The sequence below is a fragment of the Virgibacillus alimentarius genome (assembly GCF_000709085.1).
GTDB lineage: Bacteria > Bacillota > Bacilli > Bacillales > Amphibacillaceae > Virgibacillus_B > Virgibacillus_B alimentarius.
Genome location: NZ_JFBD01000052.1, coordinates 21,480 through 47,237, shown reverse-complemented (window position 1 = coordinate 47,237; position 25,758 = coordinate 21,480). Strand labels below are relative to the sequence as shown.

The 25,758-nt window shown below is 38.8% G+C and carries 22 protein-coding genes and 1 riboswitch; of the genes, 7 read left to right on the top strand and 15 right to left on the bottom strand.

The window, feature by feature from the left end; genetic code table 11:
- Positions 1 to 8 precede the first annotated feature (8 nt).
- Both GZ63_RS0109295 and GZ63_RS0109290 read right to left on the bottom strand, forming a co-directional pair.
- A complete protein-coding gene (locus tag GZ63_RS0109295) occupies positions 9 to 1,478 on the bottom strand; it encodes an aldehyde dehydrogenase family protein (RefSeq protein WP_029268879.1) in 1,470 nt (489 codons plus the stop codon).
- A gap of 201 nt (positions 1,479 to 1,679) precedes the next feature.
- On the bottom strand, positions 1,680 to 2,261 hold the full coding sequence (locus tag GZ63_RS0109290) for a TetR/AcrR family transcriptional regulator (RefSeq protein WP_029268877.1): 582 nt from the start codon (positions 2,259 to 2,261) through the stop codon (positions 1,680 to 1,682).
- A 346-nt stretch (positions 2,262 to 2,607) separates the two neighbouring features.
- Here GZ63_RS0109290 and GZ63_RS0109285 point away from each other — a divergent pair, with 346 nt between their 5' ends.
- Together GZ63_RS0109285 and GZ63_RS0109280 are read left to right on the top strand one after the other, a co-directional pair.
- Complete coding sequence (locus GZ63_RS0109285; protein ID WP_198020928.1) at positions 2,608 to 3,933, top strand: phenylacetate--CoA ligase family protein; 1,326 nt, start codon at positions 2,608 to 2,610, stop codon at positions 3,931 to 3,933.
- Between the two features lie 74 nt (positions 3,934 to 4,007).
- Positions 4,008 to 4,430 (top strand): PaaI family thioesterase, encoded by a 423-nt coding sequence (locus GZ63_RS0109280; protein ID WP_051681442.1) that lies wholly within the window; start codon positions 4,008 to 4,010, stop codon positions 4,428 to 4,430.
- A 216-nt stretch (positions 4,431 to 4,646) separates the two neighbouring features.
- On the opposite strand, the gene GZ63_RS0109275 is transcribed toward GZ63_RS0109280, so the two are convergent.
- The gene (locus tag GZ63_RS0109275; protein ID WP_029268871.1) at positions 4,647 to 6,041 is read right to left on the bottom strand and encodes an amidase; all 1,395 of its coding nucleotides are present in this window, start codon (positions 6,039 to 6,041) and stop codon (positions 4,647 to 4,649) included.
- Positions 6,042 to 6,374: 333 nt separating this feature from the next.
- Here GZ63_RS0109275 and putP point away from each other — a divergent pair, with 333 nt between their 5' ends.
- Positions 6,375 to 7,895: a sodium/proline symporter PutP gene (gene putP / locus GZ63_RS0109265; protein ID WP_029268869.1), complete on the top strand. Its 1,521-nt coding sequence runs from the start codon at positions 6,375 to 6,377 to the stop codon at positions 7,893 to 7,895.
- Between the two features lie 58 nt (positions 7,896 to 7,953).
- Here the strand turns inward: putP and GZ63_RS0109260 are convergent, their stop codons facing one another.
- On the bottom strand, positions 7,954 to 9,552 hold the full coding sequence (locus GZ63_RS0109260) for an amidohydrolase (RefSeq protein WP_029268867.1): 1,599 nt from the start codon (positions 9,550 to 9,552) through the stop codon (positions 7,954 to 7,956).
- 154 nt (positions 9,553 to 9,706) lie between these two features.
- Complete coding sequence (locus GZ63_RS0109255) at positions 9,707 to 9,931, bottom strand: YdbC family protein (protein WP_029268866.1); 225 nt, start codon at positions 9,929 to 9,931, stop codon at positions 9,707 to 9,709.
- Between the two features lie 227 nt (positions 9,932 to 10,158).
- Here GZ63_RS0109255 and GZ63_RS0109250 point away from each other — a divergent pair, with 227 nt between their 5' ends.
- Complete coding sequence (locus tag GZ63_RS0109250) at positions 10,159 to 12,339, top strand: malate synthase G (RefSeq protein WP_029268864.1); 2,181 nt, start codon at positions 10,159 to 10,161, stop codon at positions 12,337 to 12,339.
- A 74-nt stretch (positions 12,340 to 12,413) separates the two neighbouring features.
- Here the strand turns inward: GZ63_RS0109250 and GZ63_RS0109245 are convergent, their stop codons facing one another.
- From GZ63_RS0109245 to GZ63_RS0109205, 8 genes are all read right to left on the bottom strand, one after another.
- Positions 12,414 to 13,553: a thiolase family protein gene (locus GZ63_RS0109245; protein ID WP_029268862.1), complete on the bottom strand. Its 1,140-nt coding sequence runs from the start codon at positions 13,551 to 13,553 to the stop codon at positions 12,414 to 12,416.
- Positions 13,531 to 15,015: an AMP-binding protein gene (locus tag GZ63_RS0109240; protein WP_029268860.1), complete on the bottom strand. Its 1,485-nt coding sequence runs from the start codon at positions 15,013 to 15,015 to the stop codon at positions 13,531 to 13,533. Before GZ63_RS0109240 ends, GZ63_RS0109245 begins: the two co-directional genes overlap by 23 nt.
- Positions 15,016 to 15,594, bottom strand: a complete 579-nt coding sequence (locus GZ63_RS0109235; RefSeq protein WP_226374367.1) for a biotin transporter BioY — start codon at positions 15,592 to 15,594, stop codon at positions 15,016 to 15,018. It abuts the gene before it with no gap.
- A gap of 104 nt (positions 15,595 to 15,698) precedes the next feature.
- Positions 15,699 to 16,688 carry an ABC transporter substrate-binding protein gene (locus GZ63_RS0109230; RefSeq protein WP_029268856.1) on the bottom strand — a complete coding sequence of 330 codons (990 nt, stop codon included), beginning with the start codon at positions 16,686 to 16,688 and terminating at the stop codon, positions 15,699 to 15,701.
- 2 nt (positions 16,689 to 16,690) lie between these two features.
- Complete coding sequence (locus GZ63_RS0109225; RefSeq protein WP_029268854.1) at positions 16,691 to 17,428, bottom strand: ABC transporter permease; 738 nt, start codon at positions 17,426 to 17,428, stop codon at positions 16,691 to 16,693.
- Complete coding sequence (locus GZ63_RS0109220) at positions 17,425 to 18,195, bottom strand: ABC transporter ATP-binding protein (RefSeq protein WP_029268852.1); 771 nt, start codon at positions 18,193 to 18,195, stop codon at positions 17,425 to 17,427. The genes GZ63_RS0109225 and GZ63_RS0109220 overlap by 4 nt, the downstream gene beginning before the upstream one ends.
- Before the next feature lie 30 nt (positions 18,196 to 18,225).
- Entirely contained in the window at positions 18,226 to 19,557 is a 1,332-nt protein-coding gene (locus GZ63_RS0109215) for an acetylornithine deacetylase (RefSeq protein ID WP_029268850.1), read from the bottom strand.
- Positions 19,558 to 19,661: 104 nt separating this feature from the next.
- Positions 19,662 to 19,766: riboswitch (TPP riboswitch) on the bottom strand.
- A gap of 280 nt (positions 19,767 to 20,046) precedes the next feature.
- Positions 20,047 to 21,219 carry a pyridoxal phosphate-dependent aminotransferase gene (locus GZ63_RS0109205; RefSeq protein WP_029268849.1) on the bottom strand — a complete coding sequence of 391 codons (1,173 nt, stop codon included), beginning with the start codon at positions 21,217 to 21,219 and terminating at the stop codon, positions 20,047 to 20,049.
- 197 nt (positions 21,220 to 21,416) lie between these two features.
- Between GZ63_RS0109205 and GZ63_RS0109200 the strand changes: the two genes are divergently transcribed.
- Together GZ63_RS0109200 and GZ63_RS0109190 are read left to right on the top strand one after the other, a co-directional pair.
- Positions 21,417 to 21,623: an alpha/beta-type small acid-soluble spore protein gene (locus GZ63_RS0109200; RefSeq protein WP_029268847.1), complete on the top strand. Its 207-nt coding sequence runs from the start codon at positions 21,417 to 21,419 to the stop codon at positions 21,621 to 21,623.
- A 143-nt stretch (positions 21,624 to 21,766) separates the two neighbouring features.
- On the top strand, positions 21,767 to 22,906 hold the full coding sequence (locus tag GZ63_RS0109190) for an MFS transporter (RefSeq protein ID WP_029268844.1): 1,140 nt from the start codon (positions 21,767 to 21,769) through the stop codon (positions 22,904 to 22,906).
- Between the two features lie 60 nt (positions 22,907 to 22,966).
- Here GZ63_RS0109190 and GZ63_RS0109185 read toward each other — a convergent pair whose 3' ends face one another.
- A complete protein-coding gene (locus tag GZ63_RS0109185) occupies positions 22,967 to 23,530 on the bottom strand; it encodes an AarF/UbiB family protein (RefSeq protein ID WP_226374365.1) in 564 nt (187 codons plus the stop codon).
- A gap of 233 nt (positions 23,531 to 23,763) precedes the next feature.
- Here GZ63_RS0109185 and GZ63_RS0109180 point away from each other — a divergent pair, with 233 nt between their 5' ends.
- Positions 23,764 to 24,318 (top strand): thioredoxin family protein, encoded by a 555-nt coding sequence (locus GZ63_RS0109180; protein ID WP_029268840.1) that lies wholly within the window; start codon positions 23,764 to 23,766, stop codon positions 24,316 to 24,318.
- 42 nt (positions 24,319 to 24,360) lie between these two features.
- Here GZ63_RS0109180 and GZ63_RS0109175 read toward each other — a convergent pair whose 3' ends face one another.
- A complete protein-coding gene (locus GZ63_RS0109175) occupies positions 24,361 to 25,689 on the bottom strand; it encodes a CitMHS family transporter (protein ID WP_029268838.1) in 1,329 nt (442 codons plus the stop codon).
- Positions 25,690 to 25,758: the final 69 nt, after the last annotated feature.

Here is a 25,758-nt window from a genome sequence, read left to right as displayed (position 1 = left end):
AGAAATGACTACACGCCATACCAATTGAGATGTTCATCATTAAGGTCCATCCAAACATTTTTGGTTTGTGTATACATATCCAATGCCTGGATCCCCAGTTCTCTTCCAAATCCACTTTGCTTTGTACCTCCAAAAGGAGCAACACTATCAAGCATACTGAATGTATTGACATATACGGTGCCTGATTGTAAACCTTTTACCATTCGGTGCGCTCGCTTTAGATTCTCCGTCCATATACCGGAAGTTAGGCCGTACAGTGTATCATTCGCTTTTTGCAATGCATCTTCTTCATCCTTAAATTTGATAACAGATAATACAGGCCCAAAAATTTCTTCCTTGGCAATTGTCATATCGCTTGAAACGTTTTCAAAAACAGTTGGAGTGAAGAAGTTTCCATTGTCAACTTTTGCTCTTTCTCCACCAATGACAAGTTTTGCTCCCTGATCCACCCCTGTTTTTACGAAATGTTCAATTCGCTCTAGCTGCTGCTTGGAAACTTGTGGCCCCATATGAGTAGTAGGATCTAAAGGATTTCCAACTTTGATTTTCTGTGTTTTATCGATAAAAGCTTCCATAAATTGTTCATAAATACTTTCTTGTACATACAATCTGGAGCCGGATGCACAGACTTGCCCCTGACCAAAGTAAATACCAAACATCGAGCCATTCACCGCATTTTCGATATTTGCATCGTCAAATACAATATTCGGATTTTTTCCTCCAAGTTCTAAACTTACCGGTTTTAGATTTTTACTGGCCGCCTGCATGATAATTTTCCCTGTAGATGTTGACCCTGTAAATGCAACTTTATCAACATCTGGATGCGAAGATAATGCATTCCCCGCGTCACTTCCATACCCTGGAACAACGTTAATGACTCCATCAGGAATCCCTGCTTCCTTGAAAATCTTCACCATTTCCAACAGACTGATCGGTGTTTGTTCAGCAGGTTTTAGTACAATCGTATTTCCTGCAGCTAAAGCTGGGGCAATCTTCCACATCGCTAACATCAACGGGAAATTCCAAGGAATAATTGCACCAACAACTCCAAGTGGTTCCTTCAACGTATAATTAAATCTTCCGGGAGGTGACGCTAACGTCTCTCCTTGTACTTTATTTGCAAGCCCAGCGTAAAACTCTAAAACATCAATCATGGAAGGCATTGCAATCATCTTATTTTCATTAATTGGAAGTCCATTGTCTTTTGTTTCCACTTCCGCTAAGTAGTCAGCTTTCTTCCACAATTCCTGTGCTACCTTATTTAATAGACGGCCTCTGTCACTAGGGGCCATTTCAGCCCACGGGCCGGACTGGAAAGCTTTTCTAGCTGCTTTCACTGCTAAATCAATATCTTCTTTTCCTCCCTTTGCTACAACAGCATTTACCTCGCCAGTAGCAGGATTATACGATTTAAACGTTTCTTTAGAAATCGAATCCATCCATTCCCCATCGACAAATAACTGATATGATTGTTCCATTCCATTCACCTTCTAAGAAAATATTTTTAATCCAAATAATTTACATTATTGTTACCGCTTACAATCGTTGTAAAAAAAATTAACTTTCAATAAAATGATGATTTATAGAACCAATCCTCCTCAATGAGATTATTTGCACAATAACTTCCGACCGTTCGTAAGTTATTGTACAAAATTATCAGAACTTTTGCAAGTAATAATTTACTTTTTTATTCCTTGCCAATAAATGTTCCAAGAAATTTGAAACCTTTTCTCAAAATTTCTTATATTGATATATATAAGTTCAACCAATAACCCATCAAACAAATTTAAAAAGGAAATTTTCCCAGCTTCAACAGAAACGTTTATAACATCTTTATGCAGATGAAAAGTATGTTCGATGTGATTCTTTAACTGATCGTAATAGGTAAGAGCTTTAGATATTACCGTTTCCTTAATACGATTTGGCGGAATGAACATCATTCGAAGTAAAAATTTAATATTTTCTTCTCCATCAGATATGAATCGCTCTTTTAGTTTTTTGATAAAATGATATAAAATGTCGTGAAGTGATACATGTTTTTGATTGGTAAAATAATCGTTTAAAAAGGCTATTTCCTCTTGAATCACCTGGTTCATTACTTGTAAAAATAAATCTTCTTTACTTTTAAAATGCGTATAGATGGATTGCTTTTTTATTCCCACTTCTTTTCCAATATCCGTAAGAGAGGTGCCTGCATAGCCTTTCTTTATAAAAAGTGTTAGTGCGCTTTCCTTAATTTTAGTCTCCGTTAATTTAACCATGAAATCCTCCTGCAACTTTTGCGATATATATTTCTGCGTCTACAAAAAGTATAGCATCAACGAAAGCAGTTTAATAGAGTATATGGGTTTTCATACCTTTCATTTGTCCATAGAACTCAGTTGATAATTATTATAATTTTCATACTTATATTGACTTTCTGATATGTAAGCGCTATTATAAATGATAACGAAAATATCACGTTATTGATTAATCTGTTATATTATATGCTTGCTACAAAATCAGATAATCACAATGGATATAATTCCCAATAATGGAAGAATAAATAGCAGGAAGTAGACGTTTTTACGTCAATCATTCTTTCAACCTAAAGGAGGAATCAGTTTGATTTTTAATAAAGAAATAGAAACACTAGAAAGAAATGAAATGGATACTTTACAGTTAAGTCGCCTGCAAGAAACAGTGGAACGAGTCTATCAAAATGTAGAATTTTATAAGAAAAAATTTGATGAATTACATCTAAAACCAAACGATATTAAATCAATAGAAGATATTAAAAAACTACCTTTTACTGTAAAATCGGATTTAAGAGATCATTATCCATACGGTCTCTTTGCCACTCCGATGGAAGATATTATCCGCTTGCATGCTTCATCCGGTACAAGCGGGAAGCCTACAGTTGTTGCCTATACCGAAAATGACATTGACAACTGGGCAGAGATTGTTGCCAGATCCATTACGGCTGCTGGCGGGAGCCAAAACGAAGTGATGCACAATGCTTATGGATATGGTTTATTCACAGGTGGACTGGGATTACATGATGGCGGTGAGAAGCTAGGCATTACTACCGTTCCGGTATCAGGAGGAAATACAAATCGGCAAATTTTGCTCCTAGAAGATTTGAAACCACAAGTAATATGTTCCACTCCTTCCTATGCACTTCATATCGCCGAGGTAATGGAGGAACAAGGAAAAGATCCACGAAAGACCAATTTAAAATATGGTATATTTGGATCTGAACCTTGGTCTGAGGAGATGCGAAATACATTGGAAGAAAAGTTTGATATTAAGGCTGTGGATATTTACGGATTGAGTGAAGTTGTCGGACCAGGTGTCGCAATTGAATGTCACGAAGAACAGGACGGTCTGCATATTCAGGAAGACCATTTCTTCGTTGAAGTGATTGACCCTGACACATTAGAAACAGTTCCTGACGGTGAGGAAGGAGAGCTCGTTTTTACAAGTTTAACGAAAGAAGCCTTTCCGGTTATCAGGTATAGGACCGGAGATATTGCTACGATTACACGTAAAAAATGTAATTGTGGACGTACAACCGTGCGCATGTCTCGTGTTAAAGGCCGAATTGATGATATGCTGATTATTCGGGGTGTTAATGTTTTCCCATTTGAAATGGAGAGATCCTTGCTACAAATGAAAGCACTTTCTCCACACTACCAGATCCATCTTAAAAAAGACGGAGCAATGGATGCAGTTGAATTGCAGGTTGAATTATCTGAACCTACTTTCCATCAATACAAGCAAGATATCAACCATGAGAATATTGGTAATCTCAAAGACTATATTCAATCTACAATCAAGGATGAGTGTCTAGTAAGTGTAGATGTTACGATTCTACCACCTAAATCGATACCAAGATCAGAAGGGAAAGCGGTACGCGTCGTAGATCAAAGAACAGAACATATTACACAATAAACAAATAAAGAAGAGAATCTCCCCCCCTCTCTTCTTTATTAATACAAGAATTACATCACGTTAGGAGAATTTACATGGAAACGAAAACAAATGATAAGCAAATGATCGATTTTTTCACATCGGACCCATTTGCTAACCACTTAAACATCATGTTAGAACATTGTGAAGCAGGGTATGCAAAAGTAAAGATGCCGATTACGAAAGATTTACTGAATTTCAATGGTGCTGCTAATGGTGGAGCTATTTTCTCATTGGCAGATTATGCTTTTGCAGTCGCAAGTAATTCACACGGGAGAACAGCTGTAGGATTAAATGTCAACATGTCTTATCTGGCCCCTGGAAAAAAGGGGGAGGAAATCATTTGTATTGCAAAGGAAACGAAATTAACACCTAAAATAGCAACCTATGAAATGAAGGTATATAATGCTTCAGATGATCTTATCGCAACTATGGAAGGAATGGTTTATAGAAAAAAGGAAAACTTTATGGAGAAATAAAGTTTTATCATTTCATTCTTAGCCAACTGAGATTAGTCTCTCTTTCCTTTGATATTTCACTACTAAAACACAGAACAATAGCAGGGGAATGATTTGCAAATTTCCCTGCTATTGTTCATTCAAATTTTCATTCCATTCTTTATATATTAGCATTTTTTCGTTTACGCCTGTAAAGAAAACTCGTTATTGCTGCGTGCAACCTCTTTTATTTTCCGCTTACGAATTAACTTCATCTGCTTTTGAAGCATTGCATACCTTTTCTCGCTGTTTATAGAAATCATGTAAATAATGTCTTTCAAAGATTTTGGCAATTTTAAGTAATTGCCCTTCATCTCTTTTATTGCCTGCCAACTGCACTCCAACAGGTAATTGGCTATCCGAAGTTATCCCTACCGGCAGAGCTAAAACAGGATGTCCTGTTAAATTGAAATAAGAAGTATAGCGAATCATGCAATTAAAAATTGGCTCATTTCCTCCGTTAATCGTAACTATTTCTTTTCCGATTGGCTTTGGAGCAATAGGTAAAGTTGGTGCAACAAGTACATCAATTTCTTCCATTAATTCATCAAAACTATTCGAAATCTCCTGTTGTCTATGCAATGCTTCCATATAATCTAGCGCAATAAGAGAAGGACTTGATTGTAATATTTGGCGAACATCTTCTCCATATTTATCCAAGCGGGATTCCATTCGTTCTCGGTGTAAAAATCCTGCTTCGCCGGTTGCTAAGGTAAATGTTAAGGCTAAAGCCTCCTCTGCATCAGGCACTTTTACTTCGACTAAAACAGCACCTAATTCCTCTAACTTTTGCAATGTTTGATGATAAGCATCTAACACTTCCTGTTCAATTTGTTCGGTAAAGAAATTAGAAGGTACTCCTACTTTTAAACCGAGCAAATCTGTCGATTGAATTTTCGTTTCCGATATTTCTCTACCGACTAACGCTTCCATCATCACAATGAGATCAGAGACATTACGTGTGATAGGCCCTGCATGGTCCAGACTCCAGGATAATAAGGTTATCCCTGATTTGCTAAGCAAGTCATTGGTAGGTTTTAATCCGACTAAGCCACAACAAGCTGAAGGTATCCGAATTGATCCCCCTGTGTCCGTTCCCAATGAGGCTATACTGGTATTTGTAGCTACAGATACAGCAGATCCGCCACTTGAACCACCTGAAATCAAATCCGTATTCCAAGGATTACGAGACGGCCCGTAAAAAGGGTTGTTATTCGTAATTCCGAAAGCAAATTCATGCATGTTGTTCTTACCTATCATCACTGCCCCTTCATTTGTTAAAGTTTGAACAAGATTCGAGTGTTCGTCCGGAACAAAATCTGCATCAACCTTAGAGCCACTTGTAGTCGCTACATTTTTTGTATGATAGTTATCCTTATAAGATAGTGGTATTCCTTCCAAGCGCCCTGCCTCACCTAAATGCCAGCGCTTTTCAGCGATTTTAGCTTGTTCGATTGCTGTATCTTCCGTTAATGTGATATATGCATTTAGATGTGAGTTTTGCTTGGCACGCTCAATATACGCACGCGTTATTTCAACTGGTGAATATTGTTTATTTGCATATCCCTCTATTAAGTCATTAATTGTGAACATGGGTATCCCTCTCTAGTCATTTTATTTTAAAAATGGTACAAGTTCCCTGTATTATAGCGCTTTCACATAAGAAGGTCAATAATATTGGGAATGATTTGTAAATTTAATATTTTTATAATATCGTTGTCTTATGCAAATTTTCCCAACATAGGAACATTTTATGAAGCATACAATCTTCATAAGAAGTAAAGGGAACAATACGAATAATAGAAAGGAGCTGAACATATGGAGTACGCTATTTCAGGAGGAACCATTTTGTGGCTTTTTGTGCCGATGCCGATTTTAATTATCCTTTCCATCATTACTTTATTTACTGAAAAAGGGGGGCATTAAATGGGGACTGCAACCTTCGTAACATTTCTTGTTTATTTAATTGGAATGCTCGTCATTGGACTATTTATGTACTGGCGAACCAATGATTTATCTGACTATGTACTTGGCGGGAGAAAACTTGGGCCTGGTGTCGCCGCTTTAAGTGCCGGTGCCTCCGATATGAGTGGGTGGTTATTACTTGGTCTTCCTGGAGCCATTTACGCATTTGGCTTGTCAGAAGCTTGGATGGCTATTGGCTTAGCAACTGGTGCATATTTGAACTGGCAATTTACTGCTAAAAGATTAAGAGTATATACAGAAGTGGCTAGTGATTCCATTACAATTCCGGACTTCTTAGGAAATCGCTTTAAAGATAAATCCAATATCCTTCGTGTGATTTCTGCATTAGTCATTTTATTATTCTTTACTTTTTATACTTCTTCCGGAATGGTTGCTGGTGCTAAACTGTTTGAAGCATCATTTGGGTTTTCGTATCAAACAGCACTATGGGTGGGAACAATTGTCGTTGTCTCTTATACATTACTTGGTGGTTTCCTTGCTGTTGCCTGGACAGATTTTATCCAAGGTACGTTAATGTTTCTTGCATTAATTGTTGTTCCTTTGGTAGCGCTAAACCAAATTGGAGGCTGGAACGAAGCTGTCCAAGCCGTTGGTCAAATTAATCCGGATCATCTGAATATGATAAAAGGTGTTGGTGTATTAGCAATCATTTCTTCTTTAGCCTGGGGGCTTGGTTATTTTGGACAGCCGCATATCATTGTCCGCTTCATGGCTTTACGCTCACCAAAAGATGTACCAAAAGCTCGCTTTATTGGGACAACTTGGATGATTTTAGGTCTGTATGGTGCCATTTTCACAGGTTTTATTGGTCTTGCTTTTATAAATACACAGGATGTTTCCGTGTTAGAAACGTTTGAGATTAATGTTATGTCGGAAAACGGTGTACAAATGCTTGCAGATTCCGAGAAAATTTTTATTGCTTTCTCACAAATCCTCTTTCATCCGGTAGTAGCTGGGATCCTGCTTGCTGCAATCCTCTCATCGATTATGAGTACAATTGACTCACAACTACTTGTATCATCATCCGCTGTAGCTGAGGATTTTTACAAAGCTATTTTCAGAAAAAAGGCTTCTGACCGGGAACTCGTATGGGTTGGAAGAATCGCCACACTCGTGATTGCTATTATCGCAGCGCTGATTGCGATAAATCCTGAGAGCTCTGTCCTTGATCTTGTTAGCTATGCATGGGCTGGGTTTGGTGCTGCTTTTGGTCCGATTATTTTATTATCATTATTCTGGAAGCGAATTACTCGAAATGGTGCACTAGCGGGAATAATCGTTGGTGCGTTAACGGTTATTATTTGGGGTGAATTTTTATCAGGAGGAATATTTGATCTTTATGAAATTCTCCCAGGATTTCTATTCAATCTTATCATTACCATTATCGTAAGTTTAATGGGCAAGATTACTCCTGAAATGGCAGAAGAATTTGATAAAACAATATTAAAAGCAAAAGAATAAATGGTAAAAAGCCACTTTTTCGCTTGAAAACAAGACGAAAAAGTGGCTTTTTCCAAATTCATCCTTTCCGATACATCATATTCCCGCCAATAATAGTCATTTCAATTTCGGTCTCTAATAATTCATCGGCATCTTCCATATGGAATGGATTTTTCGAGTAAACTGTCATATCAGCAAGTTTTCCCCTTGAAATTGTACCCTTCTTCATTTCCTCATTAGTCGGGTATGCACCGAGCACTGTAAATAATTGAAAAGCTTCCGTCATCGATAGTTTTTCTTTGGGGATATATCCGTCATGTGCCTGGCCTGGAATCTTTCTCGTGACAGCTGCATGGATTCCAAGTAGCGGATCAACCGGTTCTACAGGAGCGTCTGAACCGCCAGCACAGATGACACCTGCATGCATTAATGACTTCCATGCATAGGAAAGTTTAATTCTTTCCTCACCAAGGCGCTCCTCTACCCAAGGAAAGTCACCAACTACAAATCTTGGCTGAATATCTGCAATTCTATTCGTGTTCACCATTCGTTCTATCAAATCGTTCCTTAAAATTTGAATATGAACGAGACGATCACGATGTGAGGCCGCTGGAAATTGATCCAAAATATCCAGCACATTCTCTAGCGCCTGATCTCCAATCGTATGTACAGCAACAGGCATCGATAGATCACGTGCTGCCTGAACAATCTGATAAAGGGACTGTTGATCCTGCATCGCTTCACCACAGACACCTGGTGCATCACTATACGGCTTTGATAATAAAGCTGTTCTTCTTCCCAGTGCGCCATCTGCAAAGATTTTTACTGCACCTATTTGTAACGTATCGTTTCCATAGCCCGCGTACATTCCTTTTACTTTCAAATCATTCAGGAAAACATGATCGATTAATAAATTACATCGCAACCCTAACTGTTCCTGATTTAATAATTCATCATACACGTGATAAGTCGATTCAAGCCCGCCTAAAAAAAGCGGATCGTTCGTATGTACACTTGTCAAACCTTTTTCCATTGCATAATGGATCCCTTTTCGCATCGCAAGTTTTATTGTTTCATAGGAAGGTTCTGGAATATGATTCCTAATCAGGTCTGATGCGGACTCGAGCAACAAACCTGTCGGCTGCTTCGTATCCTCATCAAGCACAATTGTCCCGCCTTCTGGAACGGTAATCGATGGATGATAATGACACGTTTCCAACGCTTTTGTATTCACGAGAGCTGCATGGCTGCAAACTCTAGGTAAAAAAAGCGGAACGTGCGGTGCAATGCGATCTAATTCCTCAATCGTAGGTATCTTTCCGTCTGTAAACAGATTTTCATCCCAGCCTCTTCCGATTAGCCATTCCCCTTTTTGAAGGGTGTTTGCTTTTGTTTGGATTTTTTCAAGCATCTTTTGTTTCGATGTCAGTCCGGTCAGATCTAAATTTAAAAACGATCCGGCTACTCCGGATAGATGCATGTGACTATCGATTAATCCAGGTGTCACTGTCTTGCCATTCAGTTTGATAATTTCAGTGTCCGGGCTGTCCCACTGCATGATCATTTCGTGTGATGATCCCATATCAATGAAACGATTATCTTCCACTACGACAGCTTCTACTTGAGGCTTAACTGAATCAAACGTATAAAATTTTCCATCTGTAAATATTTTTCTCATAGCTGATTTCTCCTTATTTAACGGCTACATGTAGGGATACTATACATGAATCTTTCGAAAAAAGTCAATAAAATTCTGAATCGTTCATTAACAAAAAACCCCTTCACATAACCGGTAGGGAAATAGCTTCCATTCGATATGATTGGCCAACTTTTTACGAGATTTCTTTTGTTAGCAAAATCTCCTTTAATTGCTGCAGTTCTTCTTTTGATAATGTAACTCCCTTCCCCATTTTTTCCTTATCTGGAGCCCAATCTCTTAAATCATATTTAGGATTCCGCCCATTCCAGCTAATCAAATTTAATTCCTTTGTCCACCCCTTTGGAGATTCAGATAATACACCGATGGTCTCTAATATTTCGTATTTAATGTCAGCCACACTGTCCACCTCCTATTATTGTATTCATATTTTAACATACCTCCTAGGTATGCATTACGTTATCATTATAAAAAAACAGTTAATATAATGAATAACTATCTTCCACAACTAAAAAACCCTTGAATTATTTTCCATATCTGATTGACTTTCTTGAAATTTCTGTCTATAATACTCACTAAGGTTCTGTTATATAACAAAAGCTGCAATTTTTAATGGAGGGTTAAAATATGAATGGATATGTAGATGTAGGATCACTGAAAGTTGCCAAAAACCTTTATGAATTCATTAATAAAGAGGCAATCCCTGGAAGTGAAACTGATACACAACAGTTTTGGATTGATTTTGAAAAACTGATTAATGATTTAACACCTGAAAATGACGCTATCCTTGAAAAGAGAAAAGACTTACAGGAGAAAATGAATCAGTACCATAAAGAAAATAAGTCAAATGATTTCCACTCGTACAAACAATTTTTAAAAGAGATAGGGTACCTGCAACCTATTCCGGAAGATTTTCGTATTGAAACAGAAAATGTAGATGACGAGTTGAAACAAGCTGGACCTCAGCTCGTTGTTCCGGTCAATAATTCGCGTTATGCATTAAATGCTGCCAATTCTCGCTGGGGCAGTCTCTATGATGCACTTTACGGAACAGATGTCATTAGTGAGGAAAATGGAGCAGATAAAACGGCCGAATATAATCCGATCCGCGGTCAAAAAGTAATTGAATTCGGAAGAGAATTTTTAGACGAAACCATCCCTCTCCAAAAGGGTACACATAAAAACGTCGGGAACTATTCGATCGTTGATGGTGAATTAGTTGTTACGCTTAAAGATGGTACCGTAACTAGTTTAAAAGAAAATGAAAAGCTAACTGGTTTTCAGGGGAATGCAAATAGCCCTACGTCGATCTTATTTAAAAATAATGGTTTACACTTTGATATGCAAATTGATCCTTCCGATCCAATCGGAAAAACAGATGATGCTGGAATCAAAGATATTGTATTAGAGGCAGCACTTTCTACCATTATTGACTGTGAAGATTCCGTTGCAGCAGTTGATGCGGAGGATAAAGTAGAGGTTTATCGTAACTGGCTTGGATTAATGAAGGGCGATTTATCCACATCATTTAAAAAAGGTGGGAAAGAAGTAACACGTACACTGAATCCAGATCGAATCTATCAATCTCTTGATCATAAAGAATTTTCCTTATTCGGAAGATCTCTGATGTTTGTACGTAATGTAGGGCATTTAATGACAAATAGTGCTATATTAAACAAAGATAATGCAGAGGTTTACGAAGGAATGTTAGATGCTGTGATTACGAGTTTAATAGGAAAACATTCATTGCTGAAAAAGGGCGTTTATGACAATTCACGTAAGGGTTCTATCTATATTGTGAAACCAAAAATGCATAGTCCAGAAGAAGCAGCTTTTGCAAACAAGCTTTTTAACCGTGTAGAAGATATGCTATCTCTAGAAAGAAATACACTAAAAATTGGTTTAATGGATGAGGAGCGCCGTATTTCTCTCAACCTGAAAGCCGCTATTAAAGAAGTAAAAGAACGTATCGCATTTATTAATACTGGTTTTCTGGATCGTACGGGAGATGAAATTCATACATCTATGGAAGCAGGCCCAATGATCAGAAAGCAAGATATGAAAGCATCTACCTGGATCGCTGCCTATGAAAAATCGAATGTATTTACTGGACTTGGTGCAGGTTTTTCGAATCATGCACAAATCGGAAAAGGCATGTGGGCAGCTCCCGATAAAATGAAAAACATGCTTGATGAAAAACTAGCACATCCAAAAGCAGGTGCGAATACTGCGTGGGTTCCATCACCTACAGCAGCGACATTACATGCGATCCATTATCATCAAATAAATGTAAAAGATAAGCAAATCGAATTAGAAAAACAAATCACAACACTCCAAAACGATCTACTGACAATACCAATTGCTGAAGAATCAAATTGGAGCAATGATGAAATTCAAGAAGAATTGAATAATAATGCACAGGGAATCTTAGGTTATGTTGTTCGCTGGATTAATCAGGGTGTAGGCTGTTCGAAAGTGCCGGATATAAATAATGTTGGATTAATGGAAGACCGTGCTACCTTAAGAATTTCAAGCCAGCACATTGCCAATTGGCTCTACCACGGAATATGTACAAAAGAACAAGTAATCGAAACGATGAAGCGTATGGCCAAGATTGTAGATGAGCAAAATGCAAACGATCCAGACTATATGCCAATGTCTAATGACTTTGAAAAATCAATCGCTTTCCAGGCTGCTTGCGATCTCGTGTTGAAGGGAAGAGATCAGCCAAGCGGGTATACGGAGCCTATCCTCCATCAACGAAGACTGGAGCTTAAGCAACAAATGGCAAGCGGTGTAAATATATAGGGTAAGGGGGCTGTCCCCCTTATCCTATATATTCGTGTTTAATCCCCTTTTATAATTGGGATACCTTTTCCAGTTTATTCACACCTCTCAAATAGCGCTGCTAATCCAAGCCCGCCGCCAATTCCAAGTGTTGCCAGCGCTCGTTTTCCTTTTAGCCTTTGAATTTCTGTACATAAGCGTGTAACAAGAATGGCACCCGAAGCACCGTACGGGTGACCAAAAGCAAGTGCTCCTCCGCCAACATTCATTCGATCAAACTCAATAGCAAGTTCCTTTGCAGATGCTAATACTTGGGAAGCAAATGCTTCATTAAATTCGATTACATCAATATCTTTCATTGACAAATTTGTTCGATTCAGCAGTTTATGAACAGCAGGAATGGGTCCTACACCAAGAAGATTTGGATCTACTCCAGCACTTGTCGCATCAATAAATTTTAATATTGGTTTTAAGCCAAGTTCCTGGCACTTTTTCTCAGACATGACTAAAACAGCAGCAGCCCCATCATTCACGGGACACGCATTACCTGCTGTTACCGTACCATTTTCTTTAAAAAGGGCAGGCAGCTTAGCAAGCCGTTTCATCGTTAATCGAGACCTGGGACATTCATCCTGATCTTTCCCCTGTACGACTGTGATTTCTTCCGTAAATCTATTTTCCTCTTGGGCAGCAATTGCTTTTTGATGGCTATGATAAGCAAATAAATCCTGCTCTTCTCTGGAAATTTGATACGCTTTTGCTACGTTTTCAGCCGCTTCTCCCATTTCTGGATCACCAATCGTATCAGGAGAAAAACGTGCACGTGTGAATAATGTCGGTGGTTGATACAGGGAAGCAGGCTTTGCCAATTTCCAAGGCGCCAAGCTACTGCTTTCAATCCCACCAGCAATATAAATTTCTCCAGCACCAGCTTGAACATGTCTACACGCCATTTGAATAGCTTCTAGACCTGATCCACATTGCCTGTCGACTGTAACACCCGGAACATCTGCTGGAAGTCCGGCTGAAAGTGCTGTAAGTCTTGCCATATTACCACCTGGACCGACAACATTTCCAAGGATCACTTCATCAATGGCTGCCGGATCCATTTTACTTTCCTTGATCAATGCTTGAATAACCGCTGCGCCTAACTTTTCAGGAGCAACGTTTTTAAATATGCCGCCAACTTTACCTACAGCTGTCCGTTTTGCTTTAACAATTACAGGTGTATTCATTTATCAAATCACGCCATTTCATTTCAATTTCCTTCCGTGCAATTTTACCAGTGGATGTATAAGGAAACGCTTCTATTTCATAAAAAGCTTTTGGTACTTTATAAGAAGCTAATCGCTGTTTGCAATGCAAATGGAGAGAATCCGGATATGCTTTCCCTTTCCATTGAATCAAAGCTATCACCTTTTGCCCCCAGTATTCATCCTGTATTCCGATTACAATTGCTTCTTTTACTGTATCCTTTTCTTTCATTACTTTTTCTATTTCTTCAGGAAAAACATTCAGCCCTCCACTGATCATCATGTTCTTTTCTCTGCCAACGATCGTAAGAACACCTTCATCATTCATCCATCCAAGATCTTCAATATTCGCACCAAAATCGGTTAATACTTTTTTCGTTTCTTCTGGTTCATGGACATACCCATCAAATAAAAAATCACTTTCGATATATATTTTTCCAATATTTCCGTTTGGTACTGGTTCCCCGTTGCTATTTCGTACCGTTATTTGTACTCCTGGAAAGGGCTTTCCTACGCTACCCGGGTATTTGGAAGATAGCTCTTCCGAAGAAAAAGAAACATAGCTTAATTCAGAAGCACCGTAATATTCATAAATAATACTTTCTGGAAATGCGTTTCCTAGTTTATGTCTCAATCTGGAATCCAGTTTTGCGCCTGAAGAAAGAAAGGTGATTTTTCTTTTGATCGGTTTTGTTAGATGTTGCATAAGGCTTTGTAGCATTGTAGGAACTGCGTATAAGACACTTGTACATCCTTTTCTTAAATGACTGAGAATGCTTGATGCAGAAAAAGTTGTTGTCAAATGAAAAGTGGCACCCATATGGAGTGCATGGATCGCTCCAAATAAGGATAAGGAATGACATAACGGCCCGGGTGCCATAATGACATCATCCCTTCCATATTGAAATGCTTCCTCACCTGCTTTAAAGCTTTCTAACCAAGACGTATGGTTTCTAATAAATCCTTTTGGAGATCCTGTTGAACCAGATGTAAATCCAAGATAAAAATGTTCAGAAGTATGTACATTCCATGGAGGCAGCGAATCGCCAATGATAGGAGTGGCTTTTATTTCTTCGATATCATAAGCTGCGTCAACCATGTACGGAGCATATTCCGTAAATTGTTTACTTTTTAAATAGATATCAGCTTCTGCTTTGCTCATTACCTGTGCTGCTTCCCTTTCACTCCATTTTGGATCAAAAGGAATTGCGGTCCATCCAAGTGTCACTACCGCAAAGAATACTTCAAGAAATGCCGGCTCGTTTCCGATAAGAACGGCAACTTTTTGAGGCCTTTTCGTATCACCAATATATAATAGGTGTTTTTGTATATGGCATATGGATTGATAAAATGCATCATACGTTATAAAGTTATTTTTGAATATAAGCGCTGCTTTGTCTGGATGCTCTTGTGCGATCTGTTCAATCTGTTTCCCAATTCCCATTTATCCCACCCTTTTTATTGGTTGTTGGTGCTTTTTTGGAGTTATCAGCGGGTATGCTTTGCTGATTTTCCATGTAATATAGCTGGAAACTACAGCTTTCGTTAAGTCACCAGGCAAAAATGCAAGTGCGCTGATAGCTGTTGGCAGCCACGGGAGATTTCCTGCAATGGATAAATAAGTAACGCCACCAGCATAGATTAATAAAATTCCACCTAGTACATTGTACAAGAGTATCTTCCATAATGATAATTTATTCCAACTTTTTTCTACAAGATAACCGATTGTCCATGCAGCTATAGGCCAACTAATAATATATCCTCCGCCAGGGCCAAGCAATGGACCTAATCCGCCCCTTCCACCTGATAAAAGTGGCGTACCAATGGCAACAAGGATGATAAATAAGAGTAAACTTAGACCGCCCCGACGTGCTCCTAAAATCCCTCCGGCTAGCATCACTCCAAGTGTTTGAGCGGTAATCGGTACGGGACTGAACGGAAGTGGTATTGGAGGGAAGAAACCTAATACACCAACAATTGCTGCAAATAAAGAAATGTACATCATATCACGTAACTTCATCATAAAAAACCTCTATTCTCTATCATTCTATTACTAGAATAATATACAGTATAGAGGCTGATTGTCAACATTCATTTTATTTCGTTTACGATAGATTTAAAGCTTCGCTATTCTACAAACAAATCTTCCATCTCTGGTATTTCTTCAATTAATCCTGTTTCCTTCAGCCAATCAGCTGTCTCTTGCCATGCATCTTCACTTTGGCTTCCAAAACCATGTTCAGATTCCATTTTTGGCAGTAAAATTTCCATGCTTTTTGTCTCCACTTCCTCATCCAGCGGGAAATTAGCCTCGTCCTGATTATCTAACAGAATATCCAACGCTTCGTCTGGCTTTTTTTCCATAAAATCATATCCTTTTTCTGCTGCACGCCAAAATGCTTCAATCTTTTTTTGCTCGTCTTCCCATGTTTGGTCACTTGTTACACCTACTAGTTCATAGTAACTTGGGACACCATAATCAACAGGATTATTATATGCGATCCCATGCCCTTTACTTTCAAGCACCGGAACTTCGTGATTAATATAAGCTCCGATCACACCGTCTACTTTGTCAGCAATAAGTGAAGATCCTAATTCAAATTCCACATTGACCATTTCAACTGCTTCTGGGTCCCCGCCGTCACTTTTCACCATTGTTTTTAAGATAGCTTCATTTAAAGGAATACCTGGGTAGCCGACTTTTTTGCCTTCAAAATCTTTCGGTGTTTGTACAGGACTATCTTCTTTAAACACAAGATGATTTAGTGGTGAACGAACAACAACACCTGTTGACTTTACTGGGATGTCTTCATTTGCTCTAGCCATAATGACATCCGGCTGATAATAAAATCCGATATCTATTTTTCCGGAAGCCGCTAAATTGAGCGGGTCTGTCGGATTTGCCGGAAATTGAATCGATACGTCGAGCCCTTCTTCTTCAAAATATCCTTTTTCTTTTGCTACATATAAAAAGCTATGTACAGCATTCGGATACCAATCAAGCATAACGTCCAGTTCCTTTAATTCATCTGCTTTTCCTGTTGCTTCTTTATCCCCACATGCCGTAAGAGTAGCTCCTAGAGCTATAGCTATAAATAATACCAATGCTTTTTTCAATGTTATTTCCTCCATTTTAATGCCTTTTTTTCGAACATAATTACAATTAAAAAGAAAATAATTCCTAATAATGATAGGATGACAATCGGTGCAAACACACCCGCACCGTCAAACTGCGTCATCATTCTTCTGCTGAAGTAGCCAAGTCCTTCTTGGGCGCCCAGCCATTCACCAATAGCAGCGCCGATTACACTGAGCGGTACAGCCACTTTCATGCCAGAAAAAAAGTAAGGGATAGCAGAAGGAACATCTAATTTGAAAAATATATCCTTTTTGCTTGCCCCCATGGTTAACAGCAATTCCTTTAGCTCTTTACTGCTGGAACGCAGCCCGTCGTATGTGCTAACCGTTATCGGAAAAAATGTGATTAAAATTGTCACAACGACTTTACTCCATATCGAATACCCGAACCACAGTACAAAAATTGGAGCAAGTGCGATGATTGGAATTGTTTGTGATGTAATAATAATCGGATAAAATGTTTTTTCCATTACGCTGCTTTGCGTCATCGTAATCGCTAGAGCAATTCCAAGCACAATGGAAATGGCAAGCCCAATCACAATAATCAGTAATGTGGACGTGAGATGTTCTTTCAAGAGCAATCCTTTTAAGTCCCAAAGTTTGAGTCCAATTCCTGAAGGAGCTGGTAAAATAAATTCCGTATTAACAATCCTTGCCCCAACCTCCCAAACGATGACGAAAACAGCAATTAATAAAATCGAGGGGAGATAATTTCTCATAGGCTAATCCTCTCTCGAAGTTGTTCAATTAGCTGCTCCTTCATTTTTGTTACTTCCGGAGCATGAAGACCACTTAAGGTTCGTGGGCGATTCATTGGGACAACTGCTTCTTTGAGCTGTTTTACGGGCCTCTCTGTTAAAATAAAAATACGATCAGATAAAAATAATGCCTCATTTACATCATGGGTAATAAATAAAATGGTTTGGCCTCTTTTCTCCCACTGCGCAAGCAACCACTCCTGCATCGACAGTTTTGTCATCGCATCCAGTGCACTAAACGGCTCGTCCAGCAGCAAGATATTCGAACCGCTTAAGACAGCTCTTAAAAAAGATACGCGCTGTTTCATTCCACCGGATAAGTCGCTTGGATAGTTCTGCTCATACCCACTTAGCCCAAATTCTTTCAATCCTTTCACAACCTGCTGATGTGCATCCTGCTTGCTAACACCTTTTATCTCGAGCGGCAATACAGCATTCTCATAGATAGTGCGCCATGGCATGAGTAAATCTTGCTGGGGCATGTAACCAACACTGCCTAGTCGATTTGGCCGCTGCTCCCCGTTTATATGGATCGATCCACTCACAGGCTGCTCTAGGCCAGTAATCAGACGGAACAACGTTGATTTACCTGAACCACTCGCACCAATAATACTGATAAACTCCCCGTCAAAAACCCGGAAGTGAAGTGAATCAAGCAGATCTACTGACTTGTCCGCTTCCTGATATTGAAAAGACACATCTTTAAATTCGAGTACGGCTTTGCTCATCTGATTTCCCTCACATTCTGAAGGCTATTTTTACATCGAGCTTGCATTTTCTGCTGATGGATCATGGTTGGCTGACACTCCTTGTTTTGTTTTAGCTGTATGTGTCCATTCATAAATAAATTTAATCATTATTTTTGTGTAGTCTATCAATTGTGAAATGGAAAGCTGTTCATTAACACTATGTGCATTGAATGTATCACCAGGACCATAAATAGCTGTTGGAATACCTGCATCTCCAAGCCAGCCACCATCTGTTACAGATTGAGAAACACCTTTAATGACTTCTGCACCTGTAACATGTTGATGTGAATTTGCCAAAAGGTTCACTGCTTCGTGATTCTCATCCACTTCCAAAGAAGGGAAAATTTCGCCGCGATCTTCAATCATAGACGTTCCTCCCCATGTAAAAAGAGGGGGATTTTCCTTTAGCCATGGGTCTGCTGCAGCGACGTTTAGGATGTGCTCTTCTACTTCTTTAGCCACCGTTTCATGTGTTTCATTTGGATAATAATGAACTGTAATCCATAGGCGGCATTCATCTGCAATAAATGCTGCGTGTCGCCCCCCTTCAATTACAGCGGGATTAATCGTATTTGTTCCAGGCGGATAACCAGGGTAACTTTTCGTCACAGCCCAGTGGCGCTCCAGGTCCTCCAGACCATTTAAAATTTTCACCATTTTATTAATGGCACTTGCTGCGAATAAATTTCCACCTGCATGGACCATATTTCTTCTGGTCGCATCATGATACGTATTCTCACTTTTAATCGTAATCCACCCTGTTATCACACCGCCTTGACCATGAATCTCTAAATCACTCGTATCCACAACAACGGCAAAGTCCGCCTCATAACCCCGCTTGCAGCATTCCAGTGTACCTGCTTCTCCAACTTCTTCACCGATTACCGATTGAAAAGTCAGATCTCCCGGCAGTTCAACGCCGGCTTCAAAAAGCAGTTGAATCGCAAATAAAGCTCCAGCAAGCCCACCTTTCATATCTGCTGCTCCGCGTCCAATGATCACGTCATCTCTCACAACCGGGATAAACGGATCAACTTCCCATTGTTCATCCTCTCCAATTTCTGCAACATCAACATGACCATTAATCATTAGGCTCTGATAAGCATCCGATTCTTTTCCTTTTAATACTCCGACAACATTCGGGTCATTCGGATATACATCCCACGTGTCAATATCAAAACCTTTGTTTTTTAAAAATGATGCAATATATGCTTGTACCTCTTCCGTGTTTCGTGCTGGTGGTGCAGGTGTCCTAAAACGAATTAATGTTTTTAATAAATCAAGCAGTTCTTCTTGCCTCTCATCTACCTGCTTCATAATCGATTGGATATCTTTTTCCATTTGATAATCCTCCATTTCCATTAAAAAAAGCCCTTTCACGAAGAAAGTGGCTTTAGCATGTATCGTACGTCAAATATCTGTATTGTTGCCAATACAAAAATATACAAAATACCACACCGCTTCCTTCCGCTAGTACTAACTAGTTCAAGTTCAAGGGTCAAGACTGTTTGCGTCTTTCTCAGCTTCATAAAGCTCCCCTAGAGGTGATCATTTTAAATCGATTATTTTATTTTGAATTCATTAACAATTATACATGGATTGCAAGATTAAACAAGGGAAAAATTTTTTAACCTATTATTTTTTATGAAGTGTACCATACTAAATATAAAGGAGGCATTTTCATTGGCAAAAGATAAAACGAAAACAAAAAACAAAAGCAAAGAAGAGTTAAATGCAATGAAAACAAAAGATGAGAAGAAATACAGCAAATCAAATCGACCTTCGACTTAAATTCAGGGAGGACTTGCTTTAACGCAAGTCCTTTATTTCCTAAAACAAACCTAATTCTCCTATGCGTTTGGCAGCTACCTCTAATCTTTCTTCTGAATCAAGCAGTCCAACCCGTACATATCCCTCACCTGTACATCCGAATCCATTTCCAGGAGCCACAGCAACATGGGCTTTCTCAAGCAGTAAATCAGCAAATTCCTGTGAAGTATACCCACTTGGAACCGGAAGCCAGGCAAAGAATGTCCCCTTTGGCATATCCACTTTCCAGCCAATTTCCTTCACTGCTTTGATAAAACGATTGCGCCGGCGCTCATAAGTTTGAACCAGTTCTCTTACAGCAGTCTGATCTCCAAGAAGTGCCTGGGCCGCCGCATACTGAATGGCGCCGAATAAACTTACATACAAGTGATCCTGGATTAAATCAATGCTTTCGATTACAGATGGATTGCCTACTGCAAAAGCGACGCGCCATCCTGCCATATTATATGTTTTTGACATCGTATACATTTCGACTCCAATTTCTTTTGCTCCTTCTGATTGGAGAAAACTGCGCGGCTTCTCCCCATCAAAACCGAGCGCCCCATAGGCAAAATCATGAACGACACATAGATGATGTTTTTTTGCAAAAGCTACCGTTTCATCAAAAAACTCCTTTGTCGCAGTTGCTGACGTAGGATTGTTTGGATAATTTAAGAAAAGAAGTTTGGCCTTTTCTGCGTCTTCTTCAGAAATAGCATGGTAATCAGGTAAAAAATGATTCTCTTTTAACAATGGCATCAATATTTGTTTTGCATCGGCAAGCGCCATACCAGACAAATAATCCGGATAGCCCGGATCAGGCAGTAATGCCAAATCACCTGGATTCAATAAGCATTGGCTAATCTCCACTAAGCCTGTTTTTGCTCCAAAAAGGATGGATACTTCCCTTTTTGGATCTACTTCCACTCCATATTCCCTCTGATAAAATTTTGCTACTGCTTCTTTAAAATATGTATGGCCGCTAAATGGTGAATACTTATGATTGACCGGATCTTCAGCTGCTTTTTGCAAGGCCTTTACAATTGAAGGCGGCGTCGGCAAATCAGGATTTCCTTGCCCAAGATTAATCACGTCATGTCCTTCATCCTTCAGGCGCTGCACTTTTTGAACAAGTTTTGCAAAAAATTGCTCTGGTAAACGTTTTAACGTTTTCGATTGCTCAAATGTCCACATCGTAAACACTCCCAATGTCCATAATTGGTACTATCATAGCGATTTCTATTCATTTTGTAAAGATTCAAATTTGATTGAAAATTACTTTATATCCCCATATTTTGGAACGGATAAAAGAATGTTTTCTGCTTAAAATAAAGGATGAACAGGTGATCCTGTTCATCCAATTGTTCAACGATCCCAAGGAGGGATTACCGATGGCGGATGACAGAAGCAAAAATGCATTGTCAGTGCCTGAAGCGGAAAATGCAGTAAATGCAATGAAAGAAGAAATTGCAAATGAATTTGATGTAAAGCTTGGAGCTGACACAACTGCACGTGAAAATGGATCGGTAGGTGGCGAAATGGTCAAACGAATGATCCAAATCGCCGAAGAAAGTATGAACAATAGGAACAATTCGTAGCCGTAATGAGACTGTCTTTAAGGAGATTATCTTCCTATGAGACAGTCTTATTACAAAAAAATGAATCTTATCATACATAAAGTGACAGGCAACTTATGGAGCGTTATAATGAAAGAAGTATAGAGAAAGAGAAGGTCGATTACATGAACAAGCTACTTTATTTCATTATCATTGTTGCATTTTTAGATACATTCGTACAGTTGCCAATCATCACCCCTTATGCACTCGGATTAGGGGCTTCTCATATTTTAGCAGGAGCGATTGTCGCAGTTTATTCCCTTACAAATATGCTTGGAAATGTTGTTGGCGGCCATTGGATTGATCGATTTGGACGTAAGCGAATGCTGCTTACCGGGATGGTTACGGTTGCCATTGTTTTATTTTTTTATCCGTACGCACAAACTGGCGAACAGCTTTTTATTTTCCGACTCCTGCACGGGCTTGCGGGAGGAATATTAATTCCGGCTGCTTTTGCATATGTTGGTGATATGTCTAGCAATAAATCAAGAGGAAAAACAATGGCCTTTACCGGAGCGAGTATTGGGATTGCCGCTATTATAGGCCCCGCTATCGGCGGAATTATGGCAGCACGGGCTTCCATCGAATCTGTTTTTTTAATGATTTCAGGCTTATTTATCATATCTTCTATATTAATAGCAAGATTTATTAAAGAATCCTTCGTTTCCAGTGAAAGAAACAAAGTTGCTCTGAAACATTTTATTCCTCTCCTAAAACATCCGCTACTGATGCAAGCTTCCCTCGCTGCTTTTGCATTAATGGTAAGTAATGGCACGTTGGCCTTTGCACTTCCTTTAAAAGTGGATGATTTAGGTCTTACATCCGAAACAACCGGGATGCTTTTAAGTATTTTTGGAATCGTGGCTTTAATTATCTTTTTAACACCAATCAATAAAATTTATGACAGGTACGCATCTCTGGGACTTGTTTTAACCGGTATTGCATTTATCGCTATCGCACTTGCAATGCTGAGCTTTATCCCTAGTTTCCTTAGCAGTATTTTCGCTATGATCGTTTATGGTGGCGGATTTGCACTTGTCTTTCCTTCGATGAATCAAATTGTTGCAGAAACATCTTCCAAAGTCGATCGCGGGAAAGCATATGGTATTTTTTATGCCTTCTTTTCGCTAGGGGCAGTTGCAGGTTCTTTTATTTCAGGAACCGTTGCTGAAGTATTAGGGCTTCCATTTTTAGTTAGTGCTGGCCTTATGTTATTGATTGCACTCATTGTATGGGTTATTTCGAAAGGATCACAGAAAAAATAATTACAACCTCAAAAAAATGCCGTTTGACGATAAAGCAATCGTGCAAACGGCATTTTTTGTTTAAAAAAGAGTGTATACAACAGGCAATGAGAAACTTACCTTTTTATATAAAAATGCAATGAAATTTAATAAAAATACAGGAATTTTTTTCGGAAAGAAATTCTTTTTGTAAAACTTAAAAAAAGCTTTCTTTAAATCTTTCCATTGGCGGCAATCTTTCGTTTGTCTAAATCTGGCAACATCAATAATTTTAATTTTTCCTTCGGGCAGTAAAATAATATTTTTAAGGTGGATGTCTGAAGGATTAAGTCCGAGCCGTTTCGCAGAAAGTAAGGCCTTGTCCACTTGTTGAATGACTAACTCGTTAAGTTCTATCCCCTGGGCCAGACAGTCAAATAATGTTACCCCTTGAATATAGTCCATTACTAAGTAATTATCACCTGCTTCATATAATCTTGGGAAATATACGTTCCCTTCAAGTACTCTATATATGTCAGCTTCTTCTTTAGCAATTTGTGCACATGTCGGGAAAAATATTTTAAGTGCTTTGTTTGTATGTTTCATTTTAAAAACAACCGCACTTCTACCTTTCCCGATAAATTCTAGAAGCTCATCTTTTTCCAAGATCGATACTCCGTTTTTGTATTCTTTTATTTTGACGCTGTTTGCTAATTCGGCAGTCGTTTTCAAATGAACTGCTCCTTTCGGCCCGCTGATCAAAAGAATTTTCTTTAGTTTTATTATATATGAAAATGAACAACAATGCATAACCCTCTGTTTAAAGCAGTTCCATTTACGTTAGTAATTCAATCGCTTATACTGAAAATAGTTATCATCATAAAAGGAGTCGATCGAAAGTGGATTTAAATGGTTGGTTTAATAAGGGATTAACATCTGAAGAATATACAAAAACATTGGATAAACTAAAAGATGGTTTTCATCATGTTTATAAAAACTTTACGTTACCAGAGGATAACGCATTCTTTCAGTCTGTAAAAGAGAAAAACTTAAGGGTAATTGTTCTTGCCGAGCCTTGGTGCGGTCATTGTATGATGGATCTGCCGATTTTATTTCGCTTTGCAGAAAAAACAGAAATGCCAGTCCGTGTTCTACTACGCGATGAAAACTTAGAATTAATGGATCAGTATTTGACCAATGGAAAATCCCGCACAGTTCCAATTTATATATTTATTGATGCGAACGGGAATGAAGTTGCAAAATGGGGACCAAAATCAGTATATACCGCAGCGTTTGTTGATAAACATAAAGCAAGCATTCCACCGAAAGATGCAGAAAACTATCAAGAGAAGTTTAAAGAAATTATCAAATTCATGACAAAATCATTCCAAAATGATTCGAAGTTTTGGGATGCCAACTATGAAGAAATAAAAGAATCATTAGCAAACATATAATAAGACTGCAGTGCATCCGCTCCTGCAGTCTTATTTTTATGCTTATAAGGTGATGATCCCCATCAAGCACGCAACGATTAATAAAATAATGCTGATGGCCCACAACCATAAAATGGAATAACGTATATGTTTCCCCATCTCAAGTCCTGCAAGGCCTAGCCCGAGCCAAAGCGCTGGGGAGAACGGACTAATAAAAGTACCAACAATACTTCCGATGATCATGGAATATGCAGTCGATAACGAAGCAATATCAAAACCTGCTGCAATTTGATCAACGACAGGGAGCAGTGCGAAATAATATGCATCTGTACTTAGTAATAATTCAAATGGTACACCTAGAAATCCTATAATCAAATGGACATAAGGGGCGACAAAAGCAGGCAAGACTTTGACAGTATCTTCAGCAATTGAATCCAGCATACCTGTGCCATTTAATATTCCCAAGAACGAACCTGCCGCAAGAATAATCGTTGCCATCATTAATGCGTTCGGGGCATGTGCACGGATTCGCTCCATTTGATCGCTCATTTTCGGATAATTAATTGGCAGTGCGATACTGACACCAATCATAAAGACAAAACCTGCCGGAATGATGCCCCATACGAGAACACCAATAACGGCTATCGCTAACATGATGTTGACCCATAGTAATTTTGGTCGCTGCCATTTACGATTTTGAGGTTCATTTGCGGATTGATCTTCATCTGCCTCTTCTTCTAACGCAGCAGCAGATTGTACATCACCATATTTTTTTCGAATTCTGCGTTGTTCAAAATACCCAAGGAAAACAGCTAAACCGATCATAAGTACCATTCCAATGATTTGGATTGGTATTAACGGTCTCCAAAGTTCGGTAACATCCATCTCTAGTACAGAAGCACTACGACCCAAAGGGCCTGCCCATGGAAGCATGTTCATCACACTTGCACTTCCACCGATCAATAAGAGGAGTAAATATGGGTTCATCTTCAATCGATTATATAGCGGGAGAAGCGCTGGAATGGTAATTAAGAATGTGGAAGCCCCAGAGCCATCCAATTGTGCAACCATTGCGATTAGAACACTCCCAACACTGACCGCGATAACGTTCCCTCGTGAAATAGCAATCAATTTATTGATAAGTGGATCAAACAAACCGACATCTTGCATAATCCCAAAGAAAAGGATTGCAAAAATAAACATAATCACAACATTGATAACGGATGCAATACCTTCATCAAAGAAATCCCCGATTTGGGTAATATCAAAACCTGCAAAAAATGCACCGATAATTGGTACAAGCACCAAGGCAATAATTGGTGACACTCTTCCGCTTATAAGCAGTAACACAATAATAAATATCGTAATAAATGCAATCAAACTTAAATCCAATTTTGTCTCTCCTTTCCGCCTTATAAATGATGGAATTAAAGCATACCATCAATGAAAGCGTTCGCAATT